The organism is Desulfovibrio desulfuricans DSM 642 (assembly GCF_000420465.1).
Lineage (GTDB): Bacteria > Desulfobacterota > Desulfovibrionia > Desulfovibrionales > Desulfovibrionaceae > Desulfovibrio > Desulfovibrio desulfuricans.
On record NZ_ATUZ01000020.1, the window covers coordinates 40695 to 58276 of the forward strand.

Annotated in this window: 13 protein-coding genes; 2 read left to right on the forward strand and 11 right to left on the reverse strand. The window is 54.4% G+C overall.

Annotation, left to right across the window (positions count from 1 at the left end; all coding sequences use genetic code 11):
* Nucleotides 1–61: 61 nt before the first annotated feature.
* Nucleotides 62–1447 (reverse strand): dihydrolipoyl dehydrogenase family protein, encoded by a 1386-nt coding sequence (locus G449_RS0114975; protein WP_022660131.1) that lies wholly within the window; start codon nucleotides 1445–1447, stop codon nucleotides 62–64.
* Between the two features lie 452 nt (nucleotides 1448–1899).
* Between G449_RS0114975 and G449_RS0114980 the strand changes: the two genes are divergently transcribed.
* Both G449_RS0114980 and brnQ read left to right on the forward strand, forming a co-directional pair.
* Nucleotides 1900–2328: a TOBE domain-containing protein gene (locus G449_RS0114980; RefSeq protein WP_022660132.1), complete on the forward strand. Its 429-nt coding sequence runs from the start codon at nucleotides 1900–1902 to the stop codon at nucleotides 2326–2328.
* Between the two features lie 282 nt (nucleotides 2329–2610).
* Complete coding sequence (brnQ, locus tag G449_RS0114985) at nucleotides 2611–3912, forward strand: branched-chain amino acid transport system II carrier protein (protein ID WP_022660133.1); 1302 nt, start codon at nucleotides 2611–2613, stop codon at nucleotides 3910–3912.
* A 37-nt stretch (nucleotides 3913–3949) separates the two neighbouring features.
* On the opposite strand, the gene G449_RS17950 is transcribed toward brnQ, so the two are convergent.
* The 10 genes from G449_RS17950 to G449_RS0115035 form a co-directional block, all read right to left on the reverse strand.
* Entirely contained in the window at nucleotides 3950–5173 is a 1224-nt protein-coding gene (locus G449_RS17950; RefSeq protein ID WP_159060488.1) for a diguanylate cyclase, read from the reverse strand.
* A 646-nt stretch (nucleotides 5174–5819) separates the two neighbouring features.
* Nucleotides 5820–7679 (reverse strand): carbamoyltransferase family protein, encoded by a 1860-nt coding sequence (locus G449_RS0114995; protein ID WP_027181060.1) that lies wholly within the window; start codon nucleotides 7677–7679, stop codon nucleotides 5820–5822.
* A 48-nt stretch (nucleotides 7680–7727) separates the two neighbouring features.
* Entirely contained in the window at nucleotides 7728–7877 is a 150-nt protein-coding gene (locus G449_RS18560; RefSeq protein WP_022660136.1) for a DUF5989 family protein, read from the reverse strand.
* Between the two features lie 24 nt (nucleotides 7878–7901).
* Nucleotides 7902–8312, reverse strand: coding sequence for an SxtJ family membrane protein (locus tag G449_RS0115005; protein WP_022660137.1), 411 nt, complete (start codon nucleotides 8310–8312; stop codon nucleotides 7902–7904).
* A complete protein-coding gene (locus G449_RS0115010) occupies nucleotides 8312–9445 on the reverse strand; it encodes an SGNH/GDSL hydrolase family protein (protein WP_022660138.1) in 1134 nt (377 codons plus the stop codon). The genes G449_RS0115005 and G449_RS0115010 overlap by 1 nt, the downstream gene beginning before the upstream one ends.
* A gap of 298 nt (nucleotides 9446–9743) precedes the next feature.
* Nucleotides 9744–11363, reverse strand: a complete 1620-nt coding sequence (locus tag G449_RS0115015; protein ID WP_022660139.1) for a peptide chain release factor 3 — start codon at nucleotides 11361–11363, stop codon at nucleotides 9744–9746.
* Nucleotides 11364–11763: 400 nt separating this feature from the next.
* Nucleotides 11764–12438, reverse strand: a complete 675-nt coding sequence (locus G449_RS17490) for an HD-GYP domain-containing protein (RefSeq protein WP_022660140.1) — start codon at nucleotides 12436–12438, stop codon at nucleotides 11764–11766.
* 330 nt (nucleotides 12439–12768) lie between these two features.
* The gene (glpK, locus tag G449_RS0115025; protein ID WP_027181062.1) at nucleotides 12769–14265 is read right to left on the reverse strand and encodes a glycerol kinase GlpK; all 1497 of its coding nucleotides are present in this window, start codon (nucleotides 14263–14265) and stop codon (nucleotides 12769–12771) included.
* Between the two features lie 94 nt (nucleotides 14266–14359).
* Nucleotides 14360–15085 (reverse strand): MIP/aquaporin family protein, encoded by a 726-nt coding sequence (locus G449_RS0115030; protein WP_022660142.1) that lies wholly within the window; start codon nucleotides 15083–15085, stop codon nucleotides 14360–14362.
* Nucleotides 15086–15492: 407 nt separating this feature from the next.
* The gene (locus G449_RS0115035) at nucleotides 15493–17250 is read right to left on the reverse strand and encodes a methyl-accepting chemotaxis protein (protein ID WP_022660143.1); all 1758 of its coding nucleotides are present in this window, start codon (nucleotides 17248–17250) and stop codon (nucleotides 15493–15495) included.
* Nucleotides 17251–17582 lie beyond the last annotated feature (332 nt).

A 17582-nucleotide genomic window follows, 5' to 3' on the forward strand; every position in this document is an offset into this window, starting at 1 on the left:
CCCCGGTCGGCTTATGGGACTGACCGGGGCTGAGCGGCTGGGAAAGCGGAAATTTCTGGCATCAGCCAGCAAAAGGTTCCCCACAAGGTTCTTGTGGCGCCTCCAGCGCAGAGTGTAACGCTTCGTCCAGTGTCGGGTGCGCAAACATGAAGGCATTGAGCGCAGAGCCGTGGTATTGCCCTATGAGCAGCAACTGCGCCGCTGTGACAAGGTGCGAAACCCCATGCCCCAAAGCCGCAATGCCCACAATGCTGTCGTTCTGCCACACGATCTTGATAAAACCTGACGCATCGCCCCCGGCCTGGGCAATGGCGTTGCCCATGAGTTGCGCCTTGGAAACAGCCACCGGGCCGCACTGGGCCAGGGCCTGCCTTGCGGTAAGGCCCACACGCATGATTTCCAAGCTGCCGTAAACGCAGGAAGGCACCGGCCCGGAAGCGTAGGGGCCGCTTTGCGCTCCAATAATGCGCCGCGCCACATACGCGCCCTGATGCTCCGCAGCATGCGCCAGAAGGGTTTGCCCGTTGATGTCGCCAATGGCGTAAACATTGGGGGCAGCCATAAGATGCTCGTCAACAGTGATGAACCCGCGCGCCTGAAGCGTGCATCCGGCTTCTTCCGCCCCAAGATTATCAGTGTTGGGCGTTCTGCCCACAGCCACAAGAGCCTTGGCGGCGGTCAGTTCCCTGCCGTCCTCAAGCACAAGCACAGCCGCGCCCTCGCGCGTTGTGAGCGATGCCGCCATAACGCCTGTTATGCAGGTTATGCCGGTTTTGCCAAGGAGCTTTGCCATTTCCTGACCAAACTCGGCATCTTCCGTTGGGGCAAGGTGGGGTGCGGCTTCTACAATGGAGACCTTGGAGCCCATTGCGTTGAAAAAGTCGGCCATTTCAAGGCCGATGGCCCCCGCGCCCACAACAATCAGGCTTTCCGGCACAGCAGGCACGCGCAGTATGTCCGTGCTGTCCAGAACAGCGTCATGGTCTGGCGTCATGCCGGGGAATGCAGCGGAGCGGGATCCGCCAGCAAGGATGATGTGCTCTGCCCGCAGATTCAGCACGGTGCCGTCAGCGCCTGTCACCATAACCTCAGAGGGGCTGACGCATGCTGCACGGCCTTCAATAAGTGTTACGCCAAGCTGTTCCAGCCCCTTGCTCAGGGTCTGGGACGAGGCTTTGACAAAACGCTGGATGCGTTTTTGCAGCGCATCGTAATCCACCTCAATGCTGCCTTTGGCAACGCGTTGGCGCTCAAGACCGCGCAGCAATCCTTTTGGAGCGGTTGCGCCCAGCAGCAGCTTGGTGGGGATGCAGCCGCAGTTAAGGCACACGCCGCCCATATGAGTGCTTTCAACCAGCGCAACGGATTTTCCGCCACGGGCAAGTATGCCTGCGGCCTTGGCTCCGCCAGGCCCGCCGCCGATAATGACAACATCAAACGTATTCATGATCTTCTCCGGATATTGGCAGTTGGGCATGTGCTCACCACGGTTAATCGCGGCGTGGCTGTCATGGCCCCACTGAAGGCTGCTGTTGTAGGGAAAGGCCGCTGGCCCCGCACTCGGGTGCGGTAACGAACGGCTTGTGGCTGAATATGGTACGGTGTCTTGAACACATTGTCACCATGTGCGGTCTGGCGGCGGGGATAGACTGCATATTCTGTGGATCGGGGTGCCTCTGCGCTTTTGCCGGAACATCAAAAAAATATTTTTTATATTCACGCATTTAATTAAAATCGGGATGATTTAATCACATGAAATAACAGTATATTAATATTTATCTGTGTAACGCTGCGAGTGGTTGGCTTTTTTACTGTAAAGCCTGTAGTTTTGTTCCATACAAGCGGAGGTTGTCCTCCCCCCGATTATTCCAGTCACTCCGCAAACTGAAGGAGAATCATATGGAAACCAGTGCAAGAAACGTTTTTTCCGGCAAAGTTGTTGCCGTTAACTCCGGCGCAGTCAATGATGAAGTGGAATTGTCCGTTGAAGGCGGTATCAATATTGTTGCTTCCATTACCAAAGTGAGCACCAAGAATCTTGGCCTCAAGCCCGGCGCCAGCGCAATGGCCCTCATCAAGGCCAGCTTTGTGCTGCTTATGAATGATGCAGAAAACTACCTGCTCTCTACCCGCAACCAGTTTGCCGGTACTGTGAGCAAGGTTACCCCCGGCGCGGTCAATGCCGAGGTTATTGTTGAACTGCCCGGCGGCGCTTCCATCGCCTCCATTGTGACCATGGGCAGCATCAAGAACCTTGGCCTGGAACCCGGCAAAAAGGTTACCGCCATTGTTAAGGCCTCGCAGGTTATTCTTGCTGTGGCCAAGTAAATTGATTCCTCAAGTTTGGGTTTGGGGCCATTCGCAATGGCCTTGATCTGTAGCGGCTCTGCTGTTTGCAATAAACGGCAGAGCCGCTTTTTTTGCTCTGACCTACGCAATAACGTGCTGAAAGGTTACTATTTTTGAACTCCTGCCGCGCCTGACCCAAAAAAATATGACCTGACCATATAGCCTGCGGCCTCGCCTTCTGATATTTGAGGCGGCGCGGGTGGCTTGCGCCGTGCCTCGGCAAAGGGCAGGCCCCTGAAATACTCGTACTACTGGAATTTTATGAACAAAAAACTCGTGCGCGATTCCTTTGTGGTTGGGGCGGCCCTGTTCGCCATGCTTTTTGGCGCGGGAAACGTGGTTTTCCCCCCCTACATCGGTCTGACCGCGGGATCGCAGTGGTTCATGGGTTTTTTGTGCTATTATGCGGCAGATGTGGGCCTTGCCCTGCTGACCATTTACGCTATGCTGGCTTCTTCTTGCATTGACAGAAAGGAAGGGCTTTTCCACAGGCTTGGCGGAATCCCGGCCATGCTCATGATGCTGGCAATCATCATGTGTATTGGACCGTTGCTGGCCATTCCTCGTACCGGGGCCACTGCCTTTGCCATTTCCTTTGCGCCGCTTGGCTATTCGTCCAAGGGGTTCAGCCTTGCAAAGGTTCTCTATTCAGGGGCTTTTTTTGGCATTTCGACCTTACTGGCGTACCGCGAATCCAATATGGTGGACGCCATTGCCCGCTACCTTTCGCCCATCAAGATCGGCGGCTTTTTCCTGATTGTATGCGCCGCCGTGGTGTGGCCGCTGGGTGAAATCAACCCCGGTGTGCACGATGCCAGGGTTGCCTGGAACAGCATCCTCGCCGGATATCAAACCCTGGATGTCATGGCCTCGCTGGTTTACGGTTTTATTATTGTGAATACGCTCAAGGCCAAGGGCTATACCTCCGGCAGCCAAAAGGCGCTTTCCGTTGGCTTGTCGAGCCTTGTGGCTGGCTTGTTGCTGTTCATAATCTACGGTGGGCTGTGCTACCTTGGTGCTACAGGCTCCGGGCTGTATCCGGCTGATACGGAAAAGGGCGCGCTGGTATCCGGCCTTGTGGGCGGGCTATTTGGCAGTGCCAGCAATGGGTTGCTGGCTGTAGTTATAAGTGTTTCCTGCATGGCAACGGCTGTGGGGCTGATAGGCACCACGGGCACCTTTATTTCGCAGTTCAGCAAGGGGCGCTTCAGCTACAGGGCTGTGGTCATCACCACGGGTTTGTTCAGCATGGTGGCCTCAAACGTGGGGCTGGATAGTATCATTTCCCTTGCGGCCCCGGTACTGATTTTTCTGTACCCCGGCACTCTCGCTGTTATCGTGCTTTCACTGTTTGACAAGTTCATCAAGAACGACAACATCTTTCGTTTTGCCACCGTTGGCGCTTTGCTGAGCAGCGGCCTGAGCGTGCTTGAAGATTTTGGGCTGCCCATCGGGCTGACGGCCATGCTGCCTTTTGAATCTGTGGGGCTTGGCTGGATGTTGCCCGCCATGATTTTTGGCATTGCGGGATTTTTTGTGCGGCAGGGCAGGGGCAAGGCTTAATTTTCAGGCAGTCGGCGCTGGCTGGTGTGCAGCCGCCTCACGGAGCCGGTATTTCAGGCGCTGCGGCGTCAATTTTGCCAAAGCATCTGTCGTCAATCATGATGTGCTGAGCTGTCAGCTCGTAAATCATGAAGTGCAGAAGTGCCGCGATGTCTGCGCCATCGCGCTGGAACTGGGCCAACAGGATGTTGGCTCTGTCCAGCAAATGCTGATGTGCTTGCATGTGCGCGGGCGCATCCGGGCATCCAATCTGGCTCAGGATGCGCTCCTCAAACTGAAAATGCTCCACCGTGTCCGCCAGCAGACCTTCAACGGCGGCGGGAATTGCTTTTTTGTCAGCGCCGGAGCCGTCCAGTTGCAGCAGGTTGTTGGCTGTTGCAAACAGGTTGCGGTGCTGCCGGTCAATTTCCTCATGCCCGCATTCATAAGATTCGCTCCACTGAAGGCGCAATGAGCTTGAAGTGCTGCAAATAAAATTGCTGATACTGCCGTCCAGATCCTCCACTCTGACCTGATTGCGGCCGCCAATTTTGGCTCTGTACAGAGCCATATCTGCTCGTTGCATCCATTCTTCCACTGTGTCCGTTGCCCGACAGGCTGCAACGCCAATGCTGACGGTAACCCTTGAATTAAAAGAAAAGTTAAACTTTTCAAGGTGGTCGCGTATATTCTCCGCGAGGGTTACGGCATCAAAAAAAGTGGATGAGGGCAAAACCACAACAAATTCTTCCCCGCCCCAGCGCCCCGGCACATCAGTTGCGCGTATGTCGGTGCGCAGCAACCTCCCAAAACCCCGCAGCACTTCATCGCCGGCAAGGTGCCCAAACTGGTCATTGATGCGCTTGAAGTTGTCCAGGTCCAGCATCAACAACGTAACCGGATGCCCATAGCGGTGCATGCGCGCCATTTCCTGCTGCAATATCTCTTCAATGCGAACACGGTTCCAGCACCCGGTCAGTCTGTCCAACAGGGCGGCCTTGCGCAAGGCCGCATCCGAGCGCTCTTTTGCCATGAGCGCAAAGCCAGTTGACACCATGATCAAGGAAATGAAGGTGACAACGTACAGTGTTACCTGAACCGGAGTGGTCTGAAAAATGCTCATTATCTGATTGGGAGCAACAATGGCTACACTGAATTTCCACGCAAGCGCGATAATTGACAGCCCAATGCCAAATACCATCAGGTTGCGCCCGCGCACAGAAAAATCAAATTTGTAGCTTAACAGCGCCTTTTGCACCAGGAATCCCTGAAGTGCCAACATGGCATTGACCAACAGCACGCGAAATATGACCGAGTCATAGAAAATAAGCACACCAACAGTAATAATAAGGGGTGGCCCCCAGAACAGAAATCTGTATTTCGGATGTTCACCAAGAAAAATATGAACAGCATAGTAAAAAATTGCATATGAAATAGAAAAAAATGCATTTGCGCATACAACAGACAAAAAACCAGGGATAGTTTCGCGCAGTGCAAAGAGAATATAACTTGTGGCATGGATGCAGAGGGCCAAACCCCATTCGCGCAACCCATCGCCCGCATGGCGTTCAGAAGCCGCAAGCGCAGACACAGCAAGTGCAATGCAACCGGCGACCAGCATCACGAACATTGTTGGAATATGAAATTCCACTTTAGCTCCAAATTTACCCGATAACAAACGGGAAATATATCTGGTGGGATTACTTATAGTAATAGAAATATATCATCATTCAAATTATATAATATTGCAAAGAACAGCAACAAGATTGTCCCGTTAAATAAACAATTATCAATAGCGTTTCTTGTTTTGCGATAGCAGCGTCACGGCCATTGGGGTAGCGTGTTGTTTATACGTATAAAGCAAGAGCGGACCCCCCGTTCAGGAGTTCCGCTCTTGCTTTATGGTATTTTTATAATGCAGCTATACGTCAGTCGAGTGTGAAAATGGACTTGAAGTCTACATTTTCCTGCCACTCAGGCTGGTTACGCTTGTCAAAAATCATGTCGCCAAGCACAAGGAAGTCCATTTCTGTGCGCATAAAGCAGGTATAGGCATCCATGGGAGTGCAGACAATGGGTTCGCCACGCACGTTAAAGCTGGTGTTGACGACCATGGGGCAGCCCTGCTCACGCCGGAACGTGTCTATCAGCCCCCAGTAACGGGGATTGGTGCTGCGCGAAACGCTCTGAATGCGGGCAGACCAGTCCACATGCGTGATGGCCGGGACCGTGGAGCGTTGCAGATACAGCCTGTCGTAGAGCGGCAGCTCGCGCACGTTTTCCGGCAGTTGCGTACGGTGCTTCTGCGCCACAGGGGCGCACACCAGCATGTAGGGCGACTTGGCGTCAAGATCAAACCATTCGGCGCAGTATTCTTCAAGCACAGAAGGCGCAAAGGGGCGGAACCCCTCGCGAAACTTGATCTTGAGGTTCAGCTTTTTTTGCATTTCAGGTCTTCTGGGGTCACCCAGAATAGACCTGTCGCCCAAGGCACGGGGGCCGTATTCCATGCGGCCCTGAAACCAGCCAACCACAGCGCCGTCCGCCAGATGCTGGGCCACCGTGGAGTACAGTTCTTCGAGGTTGGTGTATTCGGTATAGGGCGCGTCAAAACGGCGCGCAACCCGCAGAATGTCGTTGCGTGAAAACTCCGGCCCAAGATAGGAGCCTTGCATGGCATCAATACCGTTGGGGGATGGACGCTCGTTGCCGCCCCAGATGTGCCAGGCAGCCTGCGCCGCTCCCAGCGCGCCGCCAGAGTCGCCGGAGGCAGGCTGAATCCATACATTCTTGAAAATGCCGCTGCGTATCAGCAGCCCGTTGGCAACGCAGTTCAGGGCCACGCCGCCTGCCATGACCAGATTATCACAGCCGGTCAGTTCGCGGGCTGTGCGGGCCAGCTTGAGCACGATGTCTTCCGTCACCTGCTGGATAGCCAGCGCCAGAGCCATGTATTCCTGGCCGATTTCGCTTTCCGCATCGCGCGGGGGAATACCCAGCAGCTTTTCCCACTTGTCGCGCTTATACATGCGCAGGCCGGTGGCATAGTCAAAGTATTCCATGTTCAACAGCAGGGAGCCGTCTTCACGAATGTCCACAAGGCCGTCGCAGATGGCTTTTTTGAGCCTTTCCACAAGCGCCATGTCGCCATCGCCGTAAGGCGCAAGCCCCATGAGCTTGTATTCGCCCGAATTGACCTTGAAGCCGCAGTACGCGGTAAAAGCCGTGTAGAGCAGGCCCAGCGAGTGCGGGAACTGCTGCTCTTTGAGGATGCGGATGCTGGCGTTCTCGCCAAGGCCAATGGTGGTGGTTGCCCATTCGCCAACGCCATCAATGGTCAGGATGGCGGCCCTGTCAAAGGGCGAGGGATAAAAGGCGCTGGCAGCGTGCGAAAGATGGTGCTCTGGAAAAAGCATCTTGGGCGAGCCGGGGCCGAGCTTGGCTATGGCCTCGCGCAGCATGGAGCGCATGAACAGCTTTTCCTTGATCCAGACGGGAATGGCGGAAAGAAAGCTGCGCAGGCCAGCCGGGGCAAAGCCGTTGTAGGTTTCAAGCAGGCGCTCGAACTTGAGGTAGGGCTTGTCGTAAAAAGCCACAGCCTCAAGATCGGCAATATTCAGCCCGCCCTCACGCAGCACGTAGGCCGCAGCGTGGCTGGGAAATCCGGAATCGTGCTTGATGCGTGAAAAGCGCTCTTCGTGAGCGGCTGCAACAATTTTGCCGTCCACCAGCAGCACGGCTGCGGAGTCGTGATAATAGGCAGAAATGCCAAGAATGGCTCTGGGCATGAAGGCTCCCATGTGTCGTTGGCGCTGGGTGCGCCTGACCAGATGCTGTTAAAAAACAGAGTAAATAAAGGGCGCTATGGCCGAGCCGCTGGTCATCACCACAAGCACGCCAAACAGCAGCAGAACGAGCACAAGGGGAAGCAGCCAGAATTTTTTGCGCTGCAAAAAAAATTGCAGCAGGTCTTTAAGAAAATCCATTGATATCTCCTGAAGGAACAAATCCTAAAAAGGATGTTCCAGATCTTTTGCTTCAAAGGTATGGTCGCGCGAAACAAAGGTGGAATCCGTGCTCTTTTTCCAGCCTTTGCGGCGCATGGGGTCATGCCCGAAAAGACGCATGACAAGCGCCAGCGGGGTCACAACAACAAAAAATATGACGCTCAGCAGCAAACGCGACATGACGGAGCCAAGCAGCAGGGAAAGGCCCAGCCAGAGCTTTGCCAGGGGCGAGTACAAGCGGGGCCAGACCATGCCCGCCAGCAGCAGCCCCAGAGCAAGGGGCAACAGGGTGAGCGACCGGGTGAACATGACGGCCAACAGACATATCAACGTCATGGCCATAGCGGTATCGGCGCATTCCTTGTTGCTCACGGCAGCAGGCAAAAAGCCGAAATGTAGTTTGCGGTGTTGCATCAGTTTCCTCTTGCAGCGGGGGATGATTGCAGGGCGGCGCGCACATATGGCTCAAGAATGTCTGCGGCAACAGCGTTGCCAAAGGCATTCCAGTGCTTGTCGCAACTGAAATACAGGTCGGGGTATTTGACGCCGCGTGCAAGCATGGCAGGCATCAAGTCCACATAAGTCGCGCCGGTGTGCCCGGCCAGTTCGCGCAGCTTGCGGGCAAGGGGCGGTTCCTTGCCGTCATAGTGCTCAAAATCCTGATAGGCAGGAATGGTGAACAGAATAACCTTGCGGTTCCCCGCTTCGGCCACAAGCTGTTCAATGGAATAGCGCATGATGTTCCATTCGTTCTCTGGCACGGAATAGTACATGGAGCCGCCCGAAGGATCACCGGTATTTTCCGGTGTCCAGCGGGGTACAAGCTTCATGTTTTCGATCTTGAAATCATTCAGATAAATAGCAACCCGGTACAGGCAGCTCCATTCCAGCAGTGTGAGCTTGAAGCTCTTTGCCAAGGCCTGAACCTTAGTCGGCTGGGGCAGCTTTTTAACCGGGTAAAAAAGCTTGTAATCAGGATAATCGCCAACCAGATATGGGCGGTAATCGTCCGTGTCCTGCGTGTAGTAGAAATCCAGGCTGTTATCTTCAAAATCATTGCGGGGCAGAATGCCCAGCAGAACAACATCATGCCTGAACTGTTTAACCATATGCTTGTATTGCAGCCATTCTTGAATGGTGCCAAAACCGCCGGACGTGCCGAAATTGAGCACTTCCTTGCCAGTCGAAGCCTCAAGCAGGTTGGAGAGCCTGTCTTCCGGGCTGTTGCCCCATCCTTCAATAAAAGAATCGCCCAGAATAACCACGCGCGGCTGGTCTGCATCCTTGGTGCGCTCCTTGTCGCGCATGCCAAAGGCATTGGAAGCGTACTGGGCCGTGAAGCAGGCCTTTTTGTGCAAATATGTGGATGAAGGGTGGTGCCATACGCCAAAATGCTCGTCGCTGAACGTCCAGAACTTGCTGTTAACGTTCACCAGACTGTAAGACGGCATCTGAATGTTTGTGTTTATATACTTGATGTAGAAATAGGATGCCACCTCAAGCATGGCTACCAGCATAAACAGAAAAATCAGGAATCTTTTTAGCATAAAGGGGTGGTTGAAAGAAAGTTGCGGGATTCAGGCGTGTGGGCTTCCTCACCGAAGGCGGCACCTGAACAAAAAGGCCAAAGAGCGAGCATAATCAAGTAGACCATATATGCCTGCTTTGCCAACTTTTCAAGCATGGTTTTGTGGGTGCAGAAACTCTATATTCCCGTAAGGCGCGGCCTGCGGCACCTCACTATGTAATCAGAATTGAAAATAACCGCACAAAAATCCGTTTTTGCAGGATTTTGTGCGGTTATTCAATTTTATGCAGATGCGAACAGATGAAGTTCTTGTACGGCTATCTGATTTCACGTGTGGTGTGAAAGGTTATCTGCGGCCATTCTTCAATAACCCTTGAGAGCCGCCATTCGCTACTGGAAAGGATGGCAAGGCAGTCGTCGCCATCGTAGGCGAGGTTTGACTGCTGGTCGGATTTAAATGACTCCAGCGCCGCCCGGTCATTGGAGGTTATCCAGCGCGCGGCAGAAATGGGGCAGGGCTCGTACAGGGCAATAACGCCGTATTCGGCCTTGAGCCGGGCAATGATAACGTCAAACTGCAACACGCCCACTGCGCCAAGAATGTGCGAGCTGTCAGTGATCGGGCGAAAAACCTGAATGGCCCCTTCTTCCGCAAGTTGTTTCAGGCCCTTGGCAAGCTGCTTGGAGCGCAAGGGGTCAGCCAGCTGCACACGGCGAAAATGCTCGGGCGAAAAGTTGGGAATACCCGTAAACTTGAGCGGCTCCGAGGTTGTGAGCGTGTCGCCTATTTTCAGGGTGCCGTGGTTATGCAAACCGATAATATCGCCGGGCCATGCGTCTTCAACGCCTTCACGGTCTTGCGCCATAAAGGTGATTGCCCGCGAAAGCTGCACCTCTTTGCCGATGCGGTGGTGCTTGACCTTCATGCCGCGCTCGAACCTGCCGGAACATATGCGCATAAAGGCAATTCTGTCGCGGTGGGCGGGGTCCATGTTTGCCTGAATCTTGAAAACAACGCCGGAAAAATCTTCTTCAAGCGGATTGACCACGCGTTCGCCCGTGGCGCATTCCGCCACGCGGGGGATGGGGCCAGGGGCAAGGCGCACAAGAGTGTCGAGCAGCTCCTGAACGCCGAAATTGTTGACCGCGCTGCCAAAAAACACCGGCGTCTGCTTGCCCTTGAGGTACAGTTCCTTGTCAAAAGGAAAGCCCGCGCCTTCCAGCAGGTCAATCTCCGTGCGCAGTTGTTCGGCGGCGTCTTCACCAATCAGTTCGACAAGTTGCGGATCGTTCAATCCATTAATGACCAGGGCTTCCTTGGGGCGGGAGGTCTTTTTGCCGTCCTCCGCAAAAAAGCGGATGGCCTGCCGCTCTATGTCGTACACGCCCTGAAAGCTTTTGCCCATGCCAATGGGCCAGGTCATGGGCGCGGCCTGAATGCCCAGTGTCTGCTCAATATCGCTCAAGAGGTCAAAGGCATCGCGGCCTTCGCGGTCAAGCTTGTTGATAAAGGTCAAAATGGGCGTGTCGCGCATGCGGCACACTTCCATGAGCTTACGGGTCTGCGTTTCAACACCCTTGACCGAGTCAATGACCATGAGGGCGGAATCCACAGCCGTGAGCACGCGGTAGGTATCTTCTGAAAAGTCCTGGTGACCGGGCGTATCAAGCAGATTGATGATATGATCGGCGTAGGTGAACTTCATCACCGAGGATGAAACGGAAATGCCGCGCTCGCGTTCAACTTCCATCCAGTCAGAAGTGGCATGGCGCTGGGCCTTCTTGGCTTTGACCGCGCCCGCCATCTGGATGGCTCCGCCGAACAGCAGCAGCTTTTCCGTGAGGGTTGTCTTGCCTGCGTCAGGGTGGGAAATAATGCCGAAAGTGCGGCGTCTGAGCGCTTCGCGACTCATGGCCGATGATATGTTTGTTTGCATAAATCTGCCTGGAATTCAGAGGTCAGGAGTGTGCCGGTGGGTTAGAATCCGGCTGCATAGCGGCGCAAAGGCCTGCCGCATAATATTAGCGATGGCTGGCTGGTTGCGCGGGCTTGGCAAAAAAGCAGCACGGCGAATGCCGTGCGTTTGCGCTGCGCTGCAACCATCAGCATCCACACCGCGAGGACAAAACCTCACGAAACACAGCGTGGGCCGTGCATTTGCCAATACGACAATTTAACCACTTACTTTAAGGCAGTCAAACAGTTTGCATGGGTTGACTGCTTGAATTGCAGATGCCCGGCAGCAGTATGAGCCGCAGGTTCGGCAGGTTACAAGCTGTGAAGGACCTTGTGCACAACACCGCGTGCTGGATTTTCTGGCACTTTTTGATGGATGTTCAGTCCACACGCAACATGGCAACAAGGTCACGCAGTCTGTCCCTGATGCTCATAAAGGCTTTGACCACATCCGGGTCGAACTGGCTGCCCGTGCCTTTGATGATTTCACGGCAGGCCTCGTCAAAGCTCTTGGCCTGGCGGTATGGGCGTGATTGCAGCATGGCAGAAAGACTATCCGCAACGGTGATGATGCGTGCGCCCAGGGGAATATGCCCGCCTTTAAGCCCCTGTGGGTAACCGTTGCCGTCAAAACGTTCGTGGTGGGCGCGTACCATATCCACAATGCCGCAATCCCGAAGGCAGGCTATGGGAGCAAGAATGTCGGCCCCCATGTCTGGATGCCTGCGGATTGCCAGCCATTCCTTGGGAGTAAGAGCGGATGTTTTGGCCAGTATCTCGTCAGGAACACCAATTTTGCCAAGATCATGCAGGTGACCAGCCACATGGATTATGTCGGCAACCTGGTGCCCCAGACCCATTGCAAGGGCCAAAGACTGCGAGATGATGGCAACTTCTTCTGAATGGGCGAGAGTATAGGTATCCTTGGCGTCTATGGCCTTGCCGAGTGATTCCGCAAGCTGGTGGATGATTTCTGTCACAGCAGAGCTGCAAGGAACGAGTTTTTCGCGGCGGGTGGCGCTTCCGGCAAGATTAAGGCGAGAATGGCACAACATTACGTATCCTTATGGTCGGCGAAACGCGCCGCTCACGTTCAGACGTGCGGGCAGGATTGAAAACACTTTTCAGATGAGGTCACGAATTAGCAGGTTTGAAATTTAATTTCAATGTCAATTTAGCCACCTTCGTAAAAATTTGCAAGGTAGATAATACACATGATAATCAAAAAATAATATTCAATAACAGTATATTATCAACATATAGCAACTCATAATCTGCGAAGCAGTTTTTGTAACAACACCTGATAATCACGCAAAACAGGGCCGCCCCAATGGAGCAGCCCTGTTGTTTATGCATTATGCGCCCGGTTCTGGCCGGGGCCAAGTTTATTCTTCAATCCAGCTTCTGGCCCGCTCCACAGCGCGGTGCCACTGGTGCAGCAGTTCCTGCCGACGGTCTTCGGGCATGTTGGGCTCAAAGCGGCGGTCAAGTTTCCACTGGGCGCAGAGCTGCTCTTCGCTTTCCCAGAAGCCCACAGCCAGACCGGCAAGGTAGGCCGCGCCAAGGGCGGTTGTTTCCGTAACCATGGGGCGCTCAACAACCACGCCTGTGAGGTTGGCCTGGCACTGCATGAGCATGTTGTTGCGGCTTGCGCCGCCGTCCACGCGCAGGGTGGTCAGGGGAACGCCCGCGTCTTTCTGCATGGCCTCCATGATGTCGAGGGTCTGCAGGGCAATGGATTCAATCGCCGCCCTGGCAATGTGCCCACGGTTGGTGCCGCGCGTGATGCCAACCATGGTGCCTCGGGCGTACTGATCCCAGTAGGGAGCGCCCATGCCCACAAAAGCGGGCACAAGGTACACGCCGCCATTGTCCGGCACGGTGATGGCAAGGCTTTCCATTTCAGAAGAGTCACGAATAAAGCCAAGGCCGTCGCGCAGCCACTGCACCACTGCGCCGCCCACAAAAACACTGCCCTCAAGTGCGTAATAACGGCCCTTGGGCGTTTCCCACGCCACGGTGGTCAGCATGTTGTTCTTGCTTTCGCGGGCCTTGGTGCCTGTGTTGAGCAGCAGGAAGCAGCCCGTGCCATAGGTGTTTTTGGCCATGCCTTCGTTCATGCAGGCATTGCCGTAGGTAGCGGCCTGCTGGTCGCCAGCCACGCCCGCAATGGGCACAGCCTGACCGAAAAATTCAGGATGGGTCTGCGCCATGACGCTGGAGGAGGGGGCCACTTCGGGCAGCATGGCGCGCGGCACGCCGATGATTTCAAGCAGTTCATCATCCCACTGGCCAGTGTGAATGTTGAAGAGCAGGGTGCGGCTGGCGTTGGAAGGGTCGGTCACATGCGCGCCGCGCTTGCTGAAGTTCCAGATAAGCCATGTATCAATGGTGCCGAAAAGCAGTTCGCCCGCTTCGGCCTTGGCGCGAGCGCCGGGCACGTTGTCGAGTATCCAGCGCACCTTGGTGCCGGAAAAATAGGCATCGAGCACAAGGCCGGTTTTCTGACGAATAACGTCAGCCTTGCCCGCAGCGCGCAGCTGGTCGCAAAAACCAGCCGTACGGCGGTCTTGCCACACAATGGCATTGTATACGGGTGCGCCGGTGGCCTTGTCCCACACAACAGTGGTTTCGCGCTGGTTGGTGATGCCCACTGCGGCCAGTTCGTTGCTCTGCACGTTGGCGTGTTTCAGGCATTCCTTGGCAACATGCGACTGCGTGTCAAAGATTTCATTGGGGTTATGTTCAACCCAGCCGGGCTGGGGGAATATCTGGGTAAATTCCCGCTGGGCAACCTGTACTATGTTGGCATCGCGGTCAAAAAGAATGGCGCGCGAGCTGGTAGTGCCCTGATCAAGCGACAGAATGTATTTATGAGCCATATAATCCTCCGAAAGCATGGTTGTTGTTTGTTGCCGCAACGCGCAGGAGTACCGGAACCTGTGCGCTGAGGCAGCACGGAGTTGCTCAGAAAGTCTAAATCAGGCCTACGGCCTTGCCCACAACGTAGGCAAGCACAGCGCCGACCATGGGAGCGCACACCGGAATCCAGGCATAGGCCCAATCAGAAGAACCCTTGCCGGCAATGGGCAGCACCGCATGCGCAATGCGGGGGCCAAGGTCACGGGCGGGGTTGATGGCGTAACCGGTGGGGCCGCCAAGGCTGAGACCCAAGGCCCACACGAGGATGCCCACCATGTAGGGGCCGTAACCGGAAGGCAGGGTGCCGTTGTTGGTGTGAAAAATGGCAAAGATGCCAAAAAGTAGCATGAACGTGCCGATAACTTCGCACAGGAAGTTCTGACCGTAGCTGCGGATGGCAGGGGCGGTGCTGAAAACAGCCAGCTTGAGGCCGGGATCTTCAGTCGGTGCCCAGTGGGGCAGGTAGGCAAGCCAGACAATGGCAGCGCCGGTGAAACCGCCAGCGATTTGCGCCAGCATGGTTACGAAAGCCTGGCTCGCGCCGTAAACGCCAAGCATGGTCTTGGCCAGGGTTACAGCCGGGTTAAGGTCAGCCTGGGGCGCGCCAAGCGCCACCGATGTAAACACCCCGAGCATGACGCCAAAAGCCCAGCCCGCCGTGATAACAATCCAGCCGCCGCCGTTGCCCTTGGAGTCTTTAAGCAAAACGCAGGCAACAACGCCAGCACCAAAGGTAATCAGCATCATCGTTCCAAAAAATTCACCAAGAAGGTTGGTCATGGGCAGATCCTTCACAAGTAGTTGATATGGTAGCAAGTCCTGAGGCTTGCCATTTCCTGTTCCAATAGCTTGCTGGTAAAAATGGGGGGACTGCTTGGCGCAATGTTCCTTTCTGCTTGGATGCCGAAGGCTCTTTGATATTTGAGTGTCGTTTTACAAAACGTGCGTGTCTGATGCAGATTGAGCCGAAGCATCACAATTGGTTATATGTTTGTAAGGAATACTAATCCTATATTTGATATATTATGGGATGAAAAAAAAGATTGCAAGTACATTGCAATCGTTACAACCAGTAAGAATTATTATTCTTAGGCGTAAGTTCATTCGGGTTGTTTTTAGCATAAAATTGTCAGCAAACTAAAAAGGCCGCCCGAAGGCGGCCAGATACAATAGGAATGAAAGGCGCATCAGCCGTGAGTTTTCATGTCGCGTATAAGGCCTTGCAGTGCAGCCGTCTGCTGGGAGAGGGCACCCACTGCCTTGCTTGCGTGATCCATCGCCTGCGCTGTTTCGGCAGAAATGGTTGCGACTTGCTCGACCGATCTGTTGATTTCTTCGCTGGTTGCCGACTGCTGCTCACTTGCAGCGGCAATTGCCTGAATTTGATCGTTAACATGCTCCACATACTCAAGTATTTGCCGCAATGCATCGCCAGAACGGGCAGAGAGCGTGGTTGCTTCTTCAATGGCTGCGCCCACGTCTTCCACATTATCAATATTTTTTCTCGTGCCCTGCTGAATGCCGCTGATGGCGTCCCCAACTTCACGGGTGGCTGTCATGGTCTTTTCTGCAAGTTTGCGCACTTCATCAGCCACCACGGCAAAGCCCCGGCCTGCATCGCCAGCACGGGCAGCCTCAATGGCGGCGTTGAGCGCAAGCAGGTTTGTCTGGTCGGCAATATCCGCAATGACGTTCATGATCTGGCCAATGGCTTCGGCCTGTTTGCCCAAGGCCCCCATATCCTGCTTGATTGCCAATGATTTTGCATGAATGGACTTAATGTTCTCAACCGCAGTGCTCACAATCTGTACGCCTTCAATGGTCTGTTTTTGAGCGTTGCCAGAAACCCCTGCTGCGAGTTGGGCATTTTTGGCAACCTCAAGCACTGTCGCATTCATTTCTTCCATTGCGGTGGCAGTTTCGTGTACGCGGTTTGACTGTTCATCCGCTCCACGGCTGGATTGGGTTATCTGCGTAGAAAGCTGCTCCGCAGCGCCAGAGATTACTTCAACCACTTCTTCAAGTTGCTGGGCTGCCTGCAACATGCCTTCCGCCCTGGCCCTTTCAGCCATCAGCTTTGATTGCTGGGCTTCGGCAGTTGCCTTGCGGGCGGTTTCGGCTTGCAGTTCTGCCTCAGCCTGCCGCGTTGAGGCCTGGGTGAAACTTTCGCTGAGTTTGTCGCGCATTTCACGCATGGCGGCAAACAGGCCGCAGTTTTTACGGCTGCCGTGCAGGTTCATATCCACTTCAAGGTCGCCGTGGGCAATTTTGCGCGCCACTTCTGCAACATCGGCAGGTTCCGCTCCAAGCTGCGCCATGAATGACCGGATTGTAAAAAATGCCCCAAGTGAGCCAGTAATAATTGAAATTCCGGTCAGAACCCATTGCAGGATCAGGCTTGTGGCAAGCTCGTCCTTTAACGTGCTCAGGTTGTGGCTTGCCATGCCGGTCTGTTCTTCAATAAATGGTTCCAGAGCCGTTGTGAGGGCTTCTGTGGCATTGTCGAAATCTTCCATGAGTTCGTTGCCGGCCTCTATGCCCTGGTTGATGTAAGCATCGGCCATCTTGCGGCCCAGCGCGTACATGGCGTCAAATGACTTGACCAGTGCGGCAAGCCTTTCCTGTGATTTTTTGTTGTTCTCAAGAGCGAACTTGTTTTGGAATTTCTCTGCATGCTCATGAAAGGTATCTGCGGATTCCTGCGCCTCCTTGTACCCATCAGGGCTGTGCGTTGCGGAAACGTCAGACAGGAATTGCTGCACCTGCACGGTTTGCAGCTTCATATCCGCAGCCAGCATGGCCAGCGGCATGCTTTCATTGGCTGTTGTGTCGGCAAGGCGGTCGGCCTGGCTCAGGTTATGGCGCATAATCAAGGCGCTGAGCAGCATCAGAAAAAAAATGGAACCAAAGCCCAGCCAAAGCCGGGTTGCTACTTTTAACTGCATGGTGCGCCTCCCCAAAAGCATGAGGTTGAATGGCCCGCAGCAAGTGCGGACAAAACTATTACACAATTATAAACAAATGAAATTGGCATGTTAAAGGTGGTAATAATTCTCGCAGCTGCCATGAACCACGGAGTATGCGATGCCCTGCAAAGCGGCCTGGAATGCAGATGAGGGCATTCCAAGCATTTTGGTTATAAACAGCCTAATGCGCCTTGCGGACTGTGTCCATACACTGCGGCGTAAAAATATTACTTGTCGATTTCAGAAGCTGCGGGGTGCGCGTGCGCAAAAATTGCTGCACCAACGCAAAAAGGCCGCCCGGTGATGGACGG

Bases quoted from the DNA above. Each gene is read 5' to 3' on its own strand.
- G449_RS0114975 (WP_022660131.1), bottom strand. From the start codon at position 1,447: ATGAATACGTTTGATGTTGTCATTATCGGCGGCGGGCCTGGCGGAGCC.
- G449_RS0114980 (WP_022660132.1), top strand. From the start codon at position 1,900: ATGGAAACCAGTGCAAGAAACGTTTTTTCCGGCAAAGTTGTTGCCGTT.
- brnQ (WP_022660133.1), top strand. From the start codon at position 2,611: ATGAACAAAAAACTCGTGCGCGATTCCTTTGTGGTTGGGGCGGCCCTG.
- G449_RS17950 (WP_159060488.1), bottom strand. From the start codon at position 5,173: ATGTTGGCACTTCAGGGATTCCTGGTGCAAAAGGCGCTGTTAAGCTAC.
- G449_RS0114995 (WP_027181060.1), bottom strand. From the start codon at position 7,679: ATGCCCAGAGCCATTCTTGGCATTTCTGCCTATTATCACGACTCCGCA.
- G449_RS18560 (WP_022660136.1), bottom strand. From the start codon at position 7,877: ATGGATTTTCTTAAAGACCTGCTGCAATTTTTTTTGCAGCGCAAAAAA.
- G449_RS0115005 (WP_022660137.1), bottom strand. From the start codon at position 8,312: ATGCAACACCGCAAACTACATTTCGGCTTTTTGCCTGCTGCCGTGAGC.
- G449_RS0115010 (WP_022660138.1), bottom strand. From the start codon at position 9,445: ATGCTAAAAAGATTCCTGATTTTTCTGTTTATGCTGGTAGCCATGCTT.
- G449_RS0115015 (WP_022660139.1), bottom strand. From the start codon at position 11,363: ATGCAAACAAACATATCATCGGCCATGAGTCGCGAAGCGCTCAGACGC.
- G449_RS17490 (WP_022660140.1), bottom strand. From the start codon at position 12,438: ATGTTGTGCCATTCTCGCCTTAATCTTGCCGGAAGCGCCACCCGCCGC.
- glpK (WP_027181062.1), bottom strand. From the start codon at position 14,265: ATGGCTCATAAATACATTCTGTCGCTTGATCAGGGCACTACCAGCTCG.
- G449_RS0115030 (WP_022660142.1), bottom strand. From the start codon at position 15,085: ATGACCAACCTTCTTGGTGAATTTTTTGGAACGATGATGCTGATTACC.
- G449_RS0115035 (WP_022660143.1), bottom strand. From the start codon at position 17,250: ATGCAGTTAAAAGTAGCAACCCGGCTTTGGCTGGGCTTTGGTTCCATT.